A 14046-nucleotide genomic window follows, 5' to 3' on the forward strand; every position below is an offset into this window, starting at 1 on the left:
AAGCAGGATAAGTTCACGCTTCGTTCTTTTTTCGGAGTCGGCGTGGACACCACCCTTGTCTTTGTTTTCGTGCTTGTCGCGCTGCTGGCTGGCCTCGCCATCGGGTGGTTTTTGGGTGCACGTCCGCTGGCCGAATGGCAGGCGCGGTTTACCGCCCGCGATACCGAAGCGCGGGAGCTTGACGAAAAGTTCCGCCGCGCGATCACCGAACTGGCCGCCGCGAGCGAAAAGGCCGGGCAACGCGATGCATTGGCGGCAGAGATGGGCGCGGTTCGGTCCGAGCGCGACGCACTCGCCGCGCAGTTTGCCGCCGCGCATGAACGCGCGGCCGAGGCGGACCGGATGCGGCCCGAACTCGCCGCGCTGCGCGCCGACCGCGAGGCGCTGCGTGCGGAACTGGAACGCCTGAAGGCCGATGCCGAAAACTTCGCCGAACAGAAGCGCCTGCTGATCGAAGCGCAGGAAACCTTACGCAAGGAATTCGAGAACGCCGGGCACAAAGTGCTCGAACGCGCGCAGGAAGCCTTCCTCGCGCGGGCCAATGCGCGTTTTGCAGAGAGCGAGAAGACCAGCGAAGCGCGGCTGCAGGCCGTGCTCGAACCGGTCGGCGCGCGATTGGCGAAATACGAGACGCAGGTGCAGGAGCTTGAGGCAAAGCGGGTCGATGCCTTCGGGCAGCTGACCGGGCTGATCGAGGGGATGCGTCAGGGGCAAGAAGCGGTGCGCACTGCCGCGCTGCAACTGGGCAATAGCTTGCGCAATGGCCCCAAGACGCGCGGGCGCTGGGGCGAATTGCAGCTGCGCAACGTGCTGGAGCAGTGCGGGCTGGCCGAACATACCGATTTCGTGACGGAACATTCGGTCGACACCGAAGATGGGCGACTGCGCCCCGATGCCATCGTCAGGGTGCCGGGCAACAAGATCCTGGTGATCGATGCCAAGGTTTCCCTGAACGCCTACCAGGACGCCTTCGAGGCGGCGGACGACGACGCGCGCGCGCTGGCGCTGGCGGCGCATGTGCAATCCATGCGCGGTCACATCCAGACACTGGCGACCAAGAGCTACCAGAGCCAATTCGAGGAAGCCCCCGATTATGTGCTGATGTTCGTGCCGGGCGAGCATTTCATCGCCGCCGCGCTGGAACGCGATCCGGCGCTATGGGACTTCGCGTTCGAACGCCGCGTGCTGCTCGCCTCCCCCACCAACCTCGTCGCCATCGCGCGCACCGTGGCGCAAGTCTGGCGGCAGGACGGACTGGCGCGTGAAGCGCGCGAGATCGGCCGGATGGGCGGCGAACTCTATGACCGGCTCGCGGTCGCGGCAGAGCACCTCAAGCGCGTCGGGTCGGGCCTCGACAGTGCGGTTGGGCACTACAACAAGTTCGTCGGCAGCTTCGAGCGCAACGTGCTCTCCGCCGGCCGCCGCCTGCGCGACAAGCATATCGAGATCGGCAAGCGCGAGATCGAGGATGTGCCGCTGGTGGAAACCGCACCGCGCCATGCCGACAGCGACGGCCCGAAGCTGGCGCTGGTGGAGCCGGACACGGACGGCGAGGCGGCAGAATAGACGCGACGTTCGGAGCTTGCCGAAAGCACATTCGCGGGGATGACGTGCGGTACGTGTGGATTGCTGAGGGGTTGAGCGAGCAGCTCAGCCTCCCAGCGCCGCCAACACCTCATAGGCAAGAACAGCCGCCGCCACCGCCGCGTTGAGACTGTCTGCGCGGCCCTTCATCGGCATCGTCACGCGCAAATCACAAGCCATTTCGTACTCTTCAGGCAGGCCCCGCGATTCATTGCCGACCATCACGAAGCAGGGCGCAGAATATGGCGCGCCGCGATAGGGAACAGCTTCGCGCAAGCTGGCAGCAACAAGCTGGCCCGGCCCGGCGCGCAGCCAGCGCTGGAAATCTTCCCACCGCGCCTGCGCCAGCGGCACGGTAAACACCGCGCCCATGCTGGCCCGCACGGCTTCGACCGAGAACGGATCGGCGCAATCATCGAGCAGGATCACGCCGCCCGCGCCCACGGCATCCGCCGTGCGCAGCATGGTGCCAAGATTGCCGGGATCGCGCATCGCCTGCGCGACCAGCCAAAGCGGTGCCCGGGCGCGGTCCAGCCCCGCGAGACCGGTGTCCCATTCGGCGAATACGCCCGCCACCGCCTGCGGATTGTCCTTGCCCGTGACTTTGGCGAGCAGGTCTTCGGGCATTTCGATCACATCGCCGCCTGCCTGCACCACGGCCACTTCCAGCGCATCGAGCAGCGGATGCCCCTCGCGCCCTTCGGCCATCAGGAGCAATTCGGGCAGGCGGCCGCATTCGCGCGCGTCGGTCAGCAAGCGCAGCCCTTCGGCCAGAAAGCGGCCCTCGCGCTTGCGGTGTTTCTTTTCGCGCAGGGCTCGCACGGCCTTGATGGTCGGGTTGGAATACCCGGTGATCTGGCGGCGGTTCATCGCAGGCTCTCAGTCTTCGCCGAAGCCGTCCTTGACGAGCCCGGCAACCTTCATCAGCACCGCGTCCGCATCAGCGCCGGTGACCACGATCTCGACCGTATCGCCCTTGGCCGCGCCGAGCATCATCAGGCCGAGGATCGAGCCACCCTGCGCTTCGGTCCCGTCCTTGATCACCTTCACATCAACGCCTTCAGGCAGGCGCGCCACGGCGTTGACGAACTTGGCGCTGGCCCGCGCATGCAGGCCGCGCTGGTTGATGATCAGCACCGTCTCGCGCGCCGTTGTTGCAGAAGAAGCGGCAGCGGTGTCGTCGGTCATACTCAGGCGTCCTGCCCCAGGAATTCGGATGCGATGGTGATGTAGTTGCGCCCTGCATCGCGCGCGGCAGCGGTGGCTTCGCGCACGCCCATGCTGCTGCGGGCCTTGGCGAGGCGGATCAGCATGGGCAGATTGATGCCCGCGATCACTTCGACCTTGCCCGCTTCCATCAGCGAGATGGCGAGGTTGGACGGGGTGCCGCCAAACAGATCCGTCAGCACGATCACGCCCGAGCCCGAATCGACGCGGCGGATCGCCTCGGCGATTTCCTTGCGGCGGCGTTCCATATCGTCGTTCGGGCCGATGCAGACGGCGACGATATCCGGCTGCCGGCCGACGACATGTTCCATCGCGTGGATGAATTCGTCGGCAAGCGCGCCGTGGGTAACGAGGATAAGACCGATCATGTGGTGGTTTGGCTCCGAAGGGCGATGCGGCAGGGCGCCGTGATCAGGCTGGGCAGTTCTGGTCGTGGCTGGCGCCATATCCGGCCTTGTTGCCGACCGGCCTCGCCATCTTCCAGTGCATGCCCACTCCCCCGGTTTCTGCCTTTCCCCCCGGACGGACGGCAGATGCTTGTCTTGTTCATGTCTGCGCGCCTTCGACCATGTCGGCAGCGCGCGACCCCAGGTTGCGATGCAGCAATGTGGGAGAAAATCCCGCATCGCGCAAGGCGGAAGCGATCTTCTCCGCCGTGAACACCGAACGATGCCGCCCGCCCGTGCAGCCGAAGGCGATGTTCACATAAGCCTTCCCCTGCGCCTGAAAGCGCGGCAGCAGCAGCAGCAGGAGATCGCGAATCCGCGTAAAAGCCTCGTCAAATGCCGGATCCCGGCTGATATATTCGCCGACCGGGGCGTCCAGCCCGGACATCGGGCGCAGCACATCATCCCAGTGCGGATTGGCGAGGAAGCGCATGTCGAACACCAGATCGGCCAGCGGCGGGGTGCCGCGCGAAAAGCCGAAGCTGCTGATGGTAAGCGTGGTGCGCTGCGGCGTGTGGCTGGCGAACTGTTCGCGAATCGCCTGCTGGAGATCGTTCGTGGAAAAATCGGTGGTGGAGATCACGACGTCGGCCCAGCGGCGCAGCGGTTCGAGCAATTCACGCTCGGCCGCGATGCCGGTGGCAGCGGGCTTGTCCTCGCTCATCGGGTGGCGGCGGCGGGTTTCGTTGTAGCGGCGCTCCAGTTCGGCCCCGCCGCAATCGAGAAACAGCGTGGTCACCGCAAGATCGCTGCGCCCCGCGAGGCGCTTCACCCGGTCGATTGTCTTTCCCGGATCAAAACCGCGCGTGCGCGTATCGAAACCGATGGCGAGCGGGGAGCCGGCATCGAGCTGGGCCGAGCCGGGCTCGGTTTCCAGCAGGCGGTCGAGCAGGCGGATCGGGAAGTTGTCGATCGCCTCCCAGCCCATGTCCTCCAGCGTGCGCATGACAGTCGTCTTGCCGGCCCCGAGCACGCCAGTGACGAGCAGGATGCGCTGGGGTGGGCGTTCCGGTTGCGACTCAGCCGACATGCGCGTGGTTTGCGCCGAACCGCGCAGGAAGGAAAGGGCACAAGGAGGCAGCCCGGCGGGCAGCAATGTTTCGCCAAGGCACACTCACACGGCGAGACCATAAGTGCGCAGCGCCAGTTCAGCGCGCAGGGCCAGCACCGGGCTATCCGGCCAGAGGCGGACGTGCGGCAGGGGCACCGCGTGGCGGGCCATCGCCTCCGCCGCCGCGATGAAGCGGGGGGCATCCGGGGTGAGCGTGATGAGGAGCGCGACGGGGACAGCGTGCAGCACCGGCATCGGCACAAGGCCAAGGCCGCGCGCTTCGAGCAGGCCCGCCGTGGCCGGGACGGGGCTGGCGAGGAGGCGCGCACCCTGCGGTTCGAGCAAGACACCGTCATCCCCCACCAGCACCGCGCCGCGATCGATGAGCGCGAGCGCGAGGCTTGATTTGCCCGTACCCGGCGCGCCTTCAATCAGCACGGCGCGGCCAGCGATGGCGACGCAAGTGGCCTGATGCTTGAGCGCCGCACTCACTCTTCGTCCTCCCCGGCCATCGGCAGTTCGAGCACGAGCTGCGCGCCGCGCTCGCCGCCGGGGCGGTCGGTGATGGCCAGCGTGCCTTCGTGCGCTTCGGCAATCGTGCGCGCGATGGCCAGCCCCAGCCCACTGTGGGCGCCGAAGGCTTCGGACGGCGGGCGGATGGAGTGGAACCGCTCGAACACTTTCTCACGCTCGGCCGGTGGGATGCCGGGGCCATCGTCGGTGACGGCGAGGTAGACGCGGCCTTCGCTGCTCCACACGACGACTTCGACCGTGCCGCCGGGCGGGGAAAACGAGACGGCATTATCCAGCAGGTTGTCGAGCACGCGCTCCAGCTGCAGCGCATCGCCGCGCACCAGCGCCGCGCCGCCGCCGCGCACCATGCGGATCGGGCAGGTTTCGCGGCCCGGCCGGGCACCGCGCGCGCCCACGGCGTCTGCCGCAAGCTGGGCAAGATCGAGCGGGGCGAACGTGGCGCGGCTCAATTGCGCGTCGATCCGGCTGGCGTCGGCGATTTCCGTGATGAGCCGGTCGAGCCGCTGGACATCGTGCGCGGCAATGGCGGCGAGCTGGTGGCGCAGCGCCGGATCGTCGACCTTCTCCATCGTCTCCAGTGCGCTGGACAGCGAGGCGAGCGGGTTTTTCAGCTCGTGCGCGACATCGGCGGCGAAGCTTTCGACCGCGTCGATCCGCTGGCGCAGCGCGGTGGTCATATCGGAAAAGGCGCGGGCGAGGAGGCCGATCTCGTCGCCGCGTTCGGGCAGGCGCGGCACGACCACCGCGCGATCACGCCCCAGCCGCACCCGGATGGCCGCGCGGACCAGTGCGCGCAGCGGCTGGACGATGGTGCGCGCGAGGAACAGCGACAGCTGGATCGAGAGGAGAAAGGCGACGCCGATGATGATCCCCAGCGATTGGCGGGCATCGCGCACCGATTGGGTGACATCGGTGGCATTGCGCAGCGCCAGCAGCATTTCGCCATCCGTGCCGACCGGAGTGGCTGCGGTGATCACCGGGGTGCGATCCGGTGCATAGCGCAGATAGACTTCGGTGGCGTGCGCGGCGCGGGCGCGGGCGACTTCGGGCCAATTGGCCGCGCCGGGGGCGGGTGGCTCGCGGTAGCGTTCAATCACCGGCGCGCCGACGATGAAATCGACCCCGCGATCGAGCATGCGCGCGGCGCTGGAATACCAGGCCTCGGTATCGGGATCGGCGAACGTGAACGGCGGCGGGGCGAGGCGGAAACTGTCAGCGATGAGGCCGCCCTTGGCGTTATAGAGGGTGAGGCGCAATTTCTGCACGGTGCCGATTTCCGCAAGCACGGCGCGGGCCTTGGCCGGGCGCGCTTCGGTCAGCGCGATGGCGGCGATTTCCGCTTCGGCGCGGGCGAGCTTGAAGCGTTCGGCGAGGAGCTGCTTGCGGTAGCTGTCGAGATAGAAGAACGAACCCGCGAGCAGCGCCAGCGCGATGCCGTTGACCGCGAGGATACGCACGGTGAGCGAAACCCCGCGCACGCGCCACGAACGGCGGCGCAGGCTGGCCCGTGCAGGATCGGGGGCCGGATCGGGCACCAGATCGGATCGCGGATCAGGAATCGGCGAAACTGTATCCGGCGCCATACAGTGTCTCGATCGCGGCGAAGTGGCTGTCTGCCACGCGGAACTTGCGCCGCAGCCGCTTGATATGGCTATCGATGGTGCGATCATCGACGAAGACATCGTCCTGATAGGCCGCGTCCATCAACTGGTTGCGCGTTTTCACCACGCCCGGTCGCAGCGCCAGCGCCTCAAGGATCAGGAATTCGGTAACGGTGAGCGAAACGCCCACGCCGTCCCACGTGACGGTGTGGCGCGCCGGGTCCATCAGCAGGCGGCCACGGCGGATCGGCTCGGGCAGCGGCTGGGCGTCTTCGCATTCCTCGCCGGGCGCATCGGCATCGCTGCGAGCCACTTCGCTGCGCCGCAGGATCGCGCGGATACGGGCGATCAGCAGGCGCTGGCTGAAGGGCTTGGCGATATAATCGTCCGCGCCCATCGCAAGGCCCTGCGCCTCATCGCTTTCCGCATCCTTGCTAGTGAGGAAGATCACCGGAAGCTGGCTCTTTTCGCGCAGGCGGCTGAGGAGTTCGAGCCCGTCCATGCGCGGCATCTTGATATCGCACACGGCCAGATCGGGCGGGTTTTCCAGCAGCGCCTTCAAGGCCGCCGCACCATCGTAATATAGCCGGGTGGCAAACCCTTCGGCCTGGAGCGCGATGGAAACGGTGGTGAGAATGTTGCGATCATCATCCACCAGCGCGATCACCCGGGGATCATCCCGGAGATCATCCCTGCCGCGCGCGGGCAGGCGAGGCGCAGGCGGGACCGGGGATTGCGGGACTTCGGACAGGGTGGTTTCCGGTCTGGCTGACGATGAAATGACGGATTACCGGCTTGGCGCGTGGCTGGCAACCGGGAGGCGACCGGTTGGCGACCCGGTCGGGATTTGCGGTGCAGTTGTACGCGGTGCAACTTGCTGCGCAAAAATCTAGGTTGCCGCGAGGGTATTTGACGCAGCATGGCGGGGTGGCTATGCGCCGCAAAAGACTCAGCGCATTCGTATGCAGCAATGCTGCGGATTCGCCGGCGGACAATGCGCAGTCTGGCGCATCTGGGTGTGATTACAACGCGCGGGCAGCGCCAGTTTCCGAAGAAGGTCCACACCGGGCCGGGGAATTGGCAGACCCGCCATGGGAGACCGATCTGTGTCTGATACCACATTGAACGTGACACTCGCTCAGCAGGGCCTTCCCGAGCCTGCGCAGATTTTTGCCAATCTTGGCACCGCCGCGCTGGTCGAACATGCGATCCGCAACGGCGAGGGCGTGCTTTCTGCCGATGGCCCGCTGGTCGTAGCCACGGGCAAGCACACCGGGCGCAGCGCCAAGGACAAGTTCTTCGTCCGCGACGCCACGACCGAAGACACGATCTGGTGGGGCAAGACCAACGCCAGCATGACGCCGGACCAGTTCGCCGTGCTCAAGGCCGATTTCCTCAGCGCACTGGGCGGGATGGACAAGGCCTATGTCGCCGATCTGTTCGGCGGTTCGCAGGCCGATTACCGCGTCTCGGTCCGCGTCGTCACCGAATTCGCCTGGCATTCGCAGTTCGTTCGCACCCTGCTGGTGCGCCCGACGGCTGAAGAGCTTGCCAGCTTCGCGCCGGAATACACGATCATCGACCTGCCCAGCTTCCGCGCCGATCCCGCGCGCCATGGCTGCCGCAGCGAAACCGTGATCGCGGTGAACTTCACCGAGAAGCTGATCCTCATCGGCGGCACGGCTTATGCCGGCGAAATGAAGAAGTCGGTGTTCGGCATTCTCAACTATCTGCTGCCGGTGCAGGGCGTGATGCCGATGCACTGTTCGGCCAATATCGGCGCAGACGGCACGACGGCGGTGTTCTTCGGGCTTTCGGGCACCGGCAAGACCACGCTTTCGGCCGATGCCAGCCGCACGCTGATCGGCGATGACGAGCACGGCTGGTCGGATACCGCCGTGTTCAACTTCGAAGGCGGCTGCTACGCCAAGGTGATCCGCCTTTCGGCAGAGGCCGAGCCCGAGATTTTCGCCACGACCAAGCGCTTCGGCACGATCCTCGAAAACGTGGTGATCGATCCCGAAACCCGCGCCATCGACCTCGAAGATGCCTCGCTCGCGGAAAACAGCCGCGGTTCCTATCCCATCGAGTTCATCCCGAACACGAGCGAGAAGAACCTCGGCCCCGTGCCGTCGAACATCATCTTCCTGACGGCGGATGCCTATGGCGTGCTGCCTCCGATCGCGCGGCTCACGCCCGATCAGGCGATGTATCACTTCCTCTCGGGCTACACCGCGCGCGTTGCGGGCACCGAAATCGGCGTGACCGAGCCGGAAGCCACGTTCAGCACCTGCTTTGGCGCGCCGTTCATGCCGCGCCATCCCTCTATCTATGGCAACCTCCTCAAGGAGCGTATCGCCAAGGGCGGCGTGAAGTGCTGGCTGGTCAACACCGGCTGGTCGGGCGGTCTGGCCACGACGCCGGGGATCAAGCGCATGCCGATCAAGGCGACGCGCGCGCTGCTCAACGCCGCGCTCGACGGCAGCCTCAACAACGCCGAGTTCCGCATTGATCCCAGCTTCGGGTTCGAAGTGCCGGTTTCGGTGCCGGGCGTGGATACCGCGCTGCTCGATCCGCGCGGCGCGTGGGCCGATGCCGATGCTTATGACCGCACAGCCAAGGAACTGGTGCGCAAGTTCATCGACAACTTCGCGCAGTTTGCCGATCACGTGGATGAAAGCGTGCGCAACGCCGCGCCGATCGCCGCGTAAGCCACATCGCCAATCGTTTCTGGAAAGAGGCCTCGCCTTGTGCGAGGCCTCTTTTTTTGTGCTCTGAAGGTATTCCGAAATGTCCGCGCATCCGATCCGCCCGTTCGCCGATGATGCGGCGGTGCGCCACGTGGGCGAAGGGCTGCTGGCGCGCACCCTGCCCAAGGCGGAGTGGACGCACGAGGCGCACCTTGCCGCGTGCCTGTGGTTGATCCGCGAGCGCACGGACTTCGTGCCCGAGCGCGACATGCCCGGCACGATCAGCGCCTACAACGTGGCGGCGGGCGGCGAAAACACCGACAACGCAGGGTATCACGAGACGCTGACCCAGCTCTACATCAAGGGCGTGCGCGCATTTGCGGAGGCGCAGCCCGCAGGCACCGCGCTGGTCGATGCGGTGAACACGCTGCTTAAAAGCGAGATTGGCGACCGCAGCTGGCCGCTGTGCTTCTATTCGAAAGACCGCTTGTTCAGCGTGGAAGCGCGGCGCGGCTGGGTGGAGCCGGATCTGGCATCTCTGGCGGATTGAGGGCCCCTACCCCGTGCGCCTTGGCACGAAGGGATAGGTCCGCCGCTCGATCACTTCCTGCACCGCGCGGTGGGCTTCCTGGATCGCGGCATCGGTGTGCGGGCTGGCGGCGGCGTCGCTATTGGCGATGCTGACAAGGCCGAACGGCTGGCGGCCCACCACGCAAGGGCGCGTCGGGCTTTCGCTGTAGACCCACTCCACCGGATCGTAGAGGCTGTTGTAGGTGTAGGAATAACCGTGACCCCAGCGGTTGACGGTGATCCCGGCAATGTCGCGCGCGGCATCGAAGCCTGCGCCGCCCAGCATCCGCTGCAGCTGGCGGCGGGTTTCGCGCTCGAACGTTGCGAAATCCATCGCGAGCAGTTCGGCGCGGCCCACGCGGTGCTGGTCGCGGCGCGGCAGGCCGGGCTTGTTCATGTATTTGACGAGGTGGAGCACCACCGGCTCGTCCGGTGATTGCGGGTGCTTCAGATCGCCGAGGCTGACCGCTTCGGTGAGACCGACTTCCTGATGGAACATCGTGGGGCAGTGGAAATTGGCTGCGCCCAGCTTCACGAACGACCGCCAGTTCGTCACCGCGACGCTGGTGTAGACCATCGGGCCTTTCACGCCGTAGGCCAGCGCTTCCTTCTGCGCGGCGGGCAGTTCGGGCATCGCATAAGGGATCATCATGTTCCACCCGGCCATGATGATGGCCTTGCCGCGCACCTCCACCAGCTTTCCGGCTTTGGCATAGTGCACCGCGACTTCGCTGGCGGTGGCGGGATCACCCTTGTGCGCGACATTGAGGACGAGCGAAGAAAGCCGGATGCGCGTTGGCGCGCCGGGCAGATCAAGCGCGCCATAGTCGATCACCGCCGTGCCCATGTCCTCCTGCGAGCGGCCTGCGGTCGCCTCGGGCACCAGTTTAGCGATCAGCAGGCGCGCGAGCGTGGCGTTGCCATCGGGGAAGTGGATCGACTTGTCGCCCTCGCGCTGGCGGCCGTGCTGCCCGCCGGGGAGATCGGCAAACAGGTCCGCCGGAACCTCGCCCAGCGCCATGCCGGAGAAGCCGGGATAGCCCTGCACCCACGCAAACAGCGCAGGCACCGCATCACCGCCCACGCAAAAGCTGGCCATGCCGATGTTCTGGAACAGCCAGTAGACCTGAGGATCGACGCCGACTTTCTCCATCAGGAACTGCTTGTAGGAATGGCGCGCGAGCCAGTCCTTCTTCGCGTCCTGGTCCAGCCCGGCGAGGTAATCGGGCTGCGGATCGGCAAACAGGCGCGCCAGATCGGCGCGGGACTTGGCCGTCAGCGGTGCCTTGGCGAGCTTCTCCGGCTCGATCCGCCCCCCACGCCAGCCGCCGCCCATGGGCAGGACCACGTCCTTGCCGCCAAACGTCTCGGCATCGAACACCATCCCGTGGCCCATGCCGAGGGACTTGTAGAGCCCGGCGTTGGCCGTGTTGTCGCGTTCATAGCGGGCAATATCGACACCCAGATCATCCAGCAGCACGCGCGACCATTTGTCGTAGCGTGCGGGGCTTTCGATGTTGAGCGTGCCGCCGTTGCAGACGAGCAGGCGGCCCCCCACCATGAACTCGTTGCGTTTGGCATGGCCGCCGAAATCGTCGTGGTTATCCAGCACCAGCACTTTGGCACCCGGCCCAACGCGCTTCTGGAAGAAGTGCGCGGCGGAAAGGCCAGACAGCCCGCCGCCGACGACGATCAAATCATAGATCTCGCCGCTGTCCAGCGCATCCGCCAGCTTCAGCGCGCCATCGCGCAGATCGTGCGCCGCCTCGAACGCGCCAGCGTGTGAGCCGCGCATACCCTGCTTCGCCGGGGGATAGGGGTTGGGGTCGTTTTCGGGCGTGACGAGAGCAGCCGCGCCCTTCGCAAGGCCATCAGCAGGAAGCCCAGCCGCCAGCGTCGCTGCTGCCACGCCGTTCACGAAATCGCGCCGGGTGATCGCGCGGTCCATGCCCAGCTTGCGGTCTTCGCTTGTCATGTGCTGCCCCCCCCTGACCTTGCGCGCAGCTTCGCGCCGCAGCGGGGGCTTGTCCACCCCCTCAGATCAGGCCCCCAGAACCAGCCCTCAGCCGACGAAGGCAGGCGTGGCGCGCAGCAGGTTATAAGCCTCGACCACGGCTTGCAGGCGGCCTTCATGCGCGCGGTCGCCGCCGTTGCGATCGGGGTGGAAGCGGCGGACGAGCTGCGAATAGCGCGCACGCAGCGCCTTGCGGTCGGCATCGAAGCCCAGACCCATGACTTCGTAGGCCTTGCGCTCTTCCGGGCCGATGCCGCGCCGGGCGGCTTCCTGCCGGTGCAGCGCATCCTCGCGCCGGTGGCGGGCGCGACTGGCGATGGCATCGAGCGGATCGGCAAAATCGCCCCACCGCGGGGCCTGATCGATCCCGGCGGTGGGGCGGAAGGCGCGCGTTTCCGTGGCCCAGCCCGCCAGCGGCGATTGCGCGGCCATGATTTCCTCCGGGCTCATCCCGGCGAAGAAATCATACCCGGCATTGAATGCGCGCACGTGTTCGAGGCACATCCAGCGGTAATCGCCGGGGCCATCGAAGCCGGGCCCTCGCTGGCCGGGCGCGCGAAATTCTCCCGCCTCGACGCAGCCGGGCACGGCGCAGGCCTGCCCGGTGCCCTGCACCCGGCCATGGAAACGATCATGGGGTCTTTGCTGTCGCATTCGGCTTTTCACATGGCAATGGATCGGCCAAGATGGAAGCCATGACCGGACCCCTTGCCCAAGAAATCACCCAGCTCCTCACCGCAGCCTTCGCGCCCGAGCATCTTGCCGTCATCAACGATAGCGCCAGCCACAGCGGCCACATGGGCGATGACGGCACGGGCGAATCGCACTTCACGGTGGAGATCTCCAGCGCGGCCTTCGCCGGGGTTTCGCGCGTGCAGCGCCAGCGCCTCGTGAACGGCGCGCTCGGGGATATTCCGGGGCAGCGCGTGCACGCGCTTGCCATCAAGGCCCGTGCGCCCGGTGAGTAACAGCCCGCGCCGCATCCGGCGCGCGGCGCGCATCCTGCTGATCGACGAGCACGAGCGCCTGCTGCTGATCCGCTTTGCCCCGCCCACGCGCCGCGCCTTCTGGTGCGGCGTTGGCGGCGAATGCGATCCGCATGAGGACTTTCACGAAGCAGCGGTGCGCGAACTGTTCGAGGAGACCGGCCTCAAAGTGGAGAGCTGCGGCCCGGAAATCGCGCAGCGCACCGATGATTTCATCACGCTGGAAGGCGAGCCGGTCACATCCGACGAACGCTTCTTCCGCGTGCGCACCACCAGCTTCACGCCCGACAGCGCCGGGCACACCGAGCTGGAGCGCGCACTGATCAAGGAGTTCCGCTGGTTCAGCGCGGATGACCTGGCCCAGTGGCACGAGCCGGTGTTTCCGGTGAACATCCTCGATCTGCTGCTGGCGGAGGCGGCGCAATGACCGAACCCGTGCTTGAGACGCTGACCCCCGTCACGCACAACCTCGGCGCGTTCGAAGTGCGGCGCGTGCTGCCCAGCCCGGCGCGCACGATGGTGGGGCCGTTCATTTTCGTCGACCAATTCGGCCCGGCCATTCTGCCCATCGGCACCGCGATGGACGTGCGCCCGCATCCGCATATCAACCTTGCGACGGTGACATGGCTGTTCGGCGGCAAATACGCCGGTGCCATCGACCACCGCGACAGCCTCGGCACTTTCGCCACGATCCGCCCCGGACAGGTCAACCTGATGACCGCCGGGCGCGGGATCGTCCATTCCGAGCGCGGGCCGGAGGCCGAACGCGCCGCCGGGCCAAGGCTCTACGGGATGCAGACCTGGCTCGCGCTGCCCGACGGGCGCGAGGAGATCGACCCCGCGTTCGAGCAGCAGACCGATCTGCCGGTGATCGACGATGGCCGGGTGCGCGCGCAAGTCATCATGGGCACGCTATGGGGGCAAACCGCGCCGACCACGCAGCACAGCCACACGATCTATGCCGAAATCATGCTGCAAGCGGGCGGCGCGATCCCCATCGATGCCAGCGCCGACGAGCGCGCGGTGATGCTGGTGGGCGGTGATGCGGCCATCGGCGGCGCCGCGCTTGAGCCTTATGCGCTGGCTGTGCTGGCACCGGGTGCGGCGCTCTCGCTGACCTCGCAAGATGGCGGCCGGGTGATGCTTCTGGGCGGTGAGGCGTTCACATCAAGGCGCTATGCCTGGTGGAACTTCGTCAGTTCGAGCCGCGAACGGATCACGCATGCCAAGCACGATTGGGATGCGGGGCGCTTTCCCAAGGTGCCGGGGGACGAGGACGAATTCATCCCCTTGCCCAAAGTGGCCAACACGCGCGCCAATCTTTAGAAAACGCAAGGGAGAGG

General features: G+C 66.6%; 15 protein-coding genes. 6 read left to right on the forward strand and 9 right to left on the reverse strand.

Annotated elements, in window-relative coordinates; genetic code table 11:
* Nucleotides 1-42 precede the first annotated feature (42 nt).
* Nucleotides 43-1566, forward strand: coding sequence for a DNA recombination protein RmuC (rmuC, locus tag CFE35_RS12100; protein WP_292930854.1), 1524 nt, complete (start codon nucleotides 43-45; stop codon nucleotides 1564-1566).
* Nucleotides 1567-1650: 84 nt separating this feature from the next.
* Here rmuC and CFE35_RS12105 read toward each other — a convergent pair whose 3' ends face one another.
* The 7 genes from CFE35_RS12105 to CFE35_RS12135 all read right to left on the reverse strand — a co-directional run bounded on the left by CFE35_RS12105 (nucleotide 1651) and on the right by CFE35_RS12135 (nucleotide 7152).
* Nucleotides 1651-2454 (reverse strand): RNA methyltransferase, encoded by an 804-nt coding sequence (locus CFE35_RS12105; protein WP_292930855.1) that lies wholly within the window; start codon nucleotides 2452-2454, stop codon nucleotides 1651-1653.
* A gap of 9 nt (nucleotides 2455-2463) precedes the next feature.
* Nucleotides 2464-2772 (reverse strand): HPr family phosphocarrier protein, encoded by a 309-nt coding sequence (locus tag CFE35_RS12110; RefSeq protein ID WP_292930856.1) that lies wholly within the window; start codon nucleotides 2770-2772, stop codon nucleotides 2464-2466.
* A gap of 2 nt (nucleotides 2773-2774) precedes the next feature.
* A complete protein-coding gene (locus CFE35_RS12115; protein WP_292930857.1) occupies nucleotides 2775-3179 on the reverse strand; it encodes a PTS sugar transporter subunit IIA in 405 nt (134 codons plus the stop codon).
* A gap of 178 nt (nucleotides 3180-3357) precedes the next feature.
* The gene (rapZ, locus tag CFE35_RS12120; RefSeq protein WP_292930858.1) at nucleotides 3358-4287 is read right to left on the reverse strand and encodes an RNase adapter RapZ; all 930 of its coding nucleotides are present in this window, start codon (nucleotides 4285-4287) and stop codon (nucleotides 3358-3360) included.
* An 84-nt stretch (nucleotides 4288-4371) separates the two neighbouring features.
* On the reverse strand, nucleotides 4372-4800 hold the full coding sequence (locus tag CFE35_RS12125; protein ID WP_292930859.1) for an HPr kinase/phosphorylase: 429 nt from the start codon (nucleotides 4798-4800) through the stop codon (nucleotides 4372-4374).
* Nucleotides 4797-6425, reverse strand: a complete 1629-nt coding sequence (locus CFE35_RS12130; protein ID WP_292930860.1) for a stimulus-sensing domain-containing protein — start codon at nucleotides 6423-6425, stop codon at nucleotides 4797-4799. Before CFE35_RS12130 ends, CFE35_RS12125 begins: the two co-directional genes overlap by 4 nt.
* Entirely contained in the window at nucleotides 6394-7152 is a 759-nt protein-coding gene (locus tag CFE35_RS12135) for a response regulator transcription factor (protein WP_292930959.1), read from the reverse strand. Before CFE35_RS12135 ends, CFE35_RS12130 begins: the two co-directional genes overlap by 32 nt.
* A 382-nt stretch (nucleotides 7153-7534) precedes the next feature.
* On the opposite strand from CFE35_RS12135, the gene CFE35_RS12140 reads away from it, so the two are divergent.
* Both CFE35_RS12140 and CFE35_RS12145 read left to right on the forward strand, forming a co-directional pair.
* Nucleotides 7535-9154: a phosphoenolpyruvate carboxykinase gene (locus tag CFE35_RS12140; protein ID WP_292930861.1), complete on the forward strand. Its 1620-nt coding sequence runs from the start codon at nucleotides 7535-7537 to the stop codon at nucleotides 9152-9154.
* A gap of 79 nt (nucleotides 9155-9233) precedes the next feature.
* Nucleotides 9234-9683, forward strand: a complete 450-nt coding sequence (locus CFE35_RS12145; protein WP_292930862.1) for a hypothetical protein — start codon at nucleotides 9234-9236, stop codon at nucleotides 9681-9683.
* A 6-nt stretch (nucleotides 9684-9689) separates the two neighbouring features.
* Here CFE35_RS12145 and CFE35_RS12150 read toward each other — a convergent pair whose 3' ends face one another.
* A complete protein-coding gene (locus CFE35_RS12150; protein ID WP_292930863.1) occupies nucleotides 9690-11678 on the reverse strand; it encodes an NAD(P)/FAD-dependent oxidoreductase in 1989 nt (662 codons plus the stop codon).
* 87 nt (nucleotides 11679-11765) lie between these two features.
* Entirely contained in the window at nucleotides 11766-12371 is a 606-nt protein-coding gene (locus CFE35_RS12155) for a J domain-containing protein (RefSeq protein ID WP_292930864.1), read from the reverse strand.
* 41 nt (nucleotides 12372-12412) lie between these two features.
* On the opposite strand from CFE35_RS12155, the gene CFE35_RS12160 reads away from it, so the two are divergent.
* Genes CFE35_RS12160 through CFE35_RS12170 form a run of 3 tightly spaced genes read left to right on the forward strand, consistent with a single transcriptional unit; the run spans nucleotide 12413 to nucleotide 14029 of the window.
* On the forward strand, nucleotides 12413-12685 hold the full coding sequence (locus CFE35_RS12160) for a BolA family protein (protein WP_292930865.1): 273 nt from the start codon (nucleotides 12413-12415) through the stop codon (nucleotides 12683-12685).
* Complete coding sequence (locus CFE35_RS12165) at nucleotides 12678-13130, forward strand: NUDIX domain-containing protein (protein WP_292930866.1); 453 nt, start codon at nucleotides 12678-12680, stop codon at nucleotides 13128-13130. The genes CFE35_RS12160 and CFE35_RS12165 overlap by 8 nt, the downstream gene beginning before the upstream one ends.
* Nucleotides 13127-14029 carry a pirin family protein gene (locus CFE35_RS12170; protein WP_292930867.1) on the forward strand — a complete coding sequence of 301 codons (903 nt, stop codon included), beginning with the start codon at nucleotides 13127-13129 and terminating at the stop codon, nucleotides 14027-14029. The genes CFE35_RS12165 and CFE35_RS12170 overlap by 4 nt, the downstream gene beginning before the upstream one ends.
* Nucleotides 14030-14046: the final 17 nt, after the last annotated feature.

The sequence above is a fragment of the Novosphingobium sp. PASSN1 genome (assembly GCF_002278815.1).

What these genes read in the sequence shown, in the direction of transcription:
- CFE35_RS12145 (WP_292930862.1), top strand. Translation starts at nt 9,234, where the DNA reads ATGTCCGCGCATCCGATCCGCCCGTTCGCCGATGATGCGGCGGTGCGC.
- rapZ (WP_292930858.1), bottom strand. Translation starts at nt 4,287, where the DNA reads ATGTCGGCTGAGTCGCAACCGGAACGCCCACCCCAGCGCATCCTGCTC.
- CFE35_RS12140 (WP_292930861.1), top strand. Translation starts at nt 7,535, where the DNA reads ATGGGAGACCGATCTGTGTCTGATACCACATTGAACGTGACACTCGCT.
- CFE35_RS12110 (WP_292930856.1), bottom strand. Translation starts at nt 2,772, where the DNA reads ATGACCGACGACACCGCTGCCGCTTCTTCTGCAACAACGGCGCGCGAG.
- CFE35_RS12160 (WP_292930865.1), top strand. Translation starts at nt 12,413, where the DNA reads ATGACCGGACCCCTTGCCCAAGAAATCACCCAGCTCCTCACCGCAGCC.
- CFE35_RS12170 (WP_292930867.1), top strand. Translation starts at nt 13,127, where the DNA reads ATGACCGAACCCGTGCTTGAGACGCTGACCCCCGTCACGCACAACCTC.
- CFE35_RS12105 (WP_292930855.1), bottom strand. Translation starts at nt 2,454, where the DNA reads ATGAACCGCCGCCAGATCACCGGGTATTCCAACCCGACCATCAAGGCC.
- CFE35_RS12150 (WP_292930863.1), bottom strand. Translation starts at nt 11,678, where the DNA reads ATGACAAGCGAAGACCGCAAGCTGGGCATGGACCGCGCGATCACCCGG.
- CFE35_RS12155 (WP_292930864.1), bottom strand. Translation starts at nt 12,371, where the DNA reads ATGCGACAGCAAAGACCCCATGATCGTTTCCATGGCCGGGTGCAGGGC.
- CFE35_RS12115 (WP_292930857.1), bottom strand. Translation starts at nt 3,179, where the DNA reads ATGATCGGTCTTATCCTCGTTACCCACGGCGCGCTTGCCGACGAATTC.
- CFE35_RS12130 (WP_292930860.1), bottom strand. Translation starts at nt 6,425, where the DNA reads ATGGCGCCGGATACAGTTTCGCCGATTCCTGATCCGCGATCCGATCTG.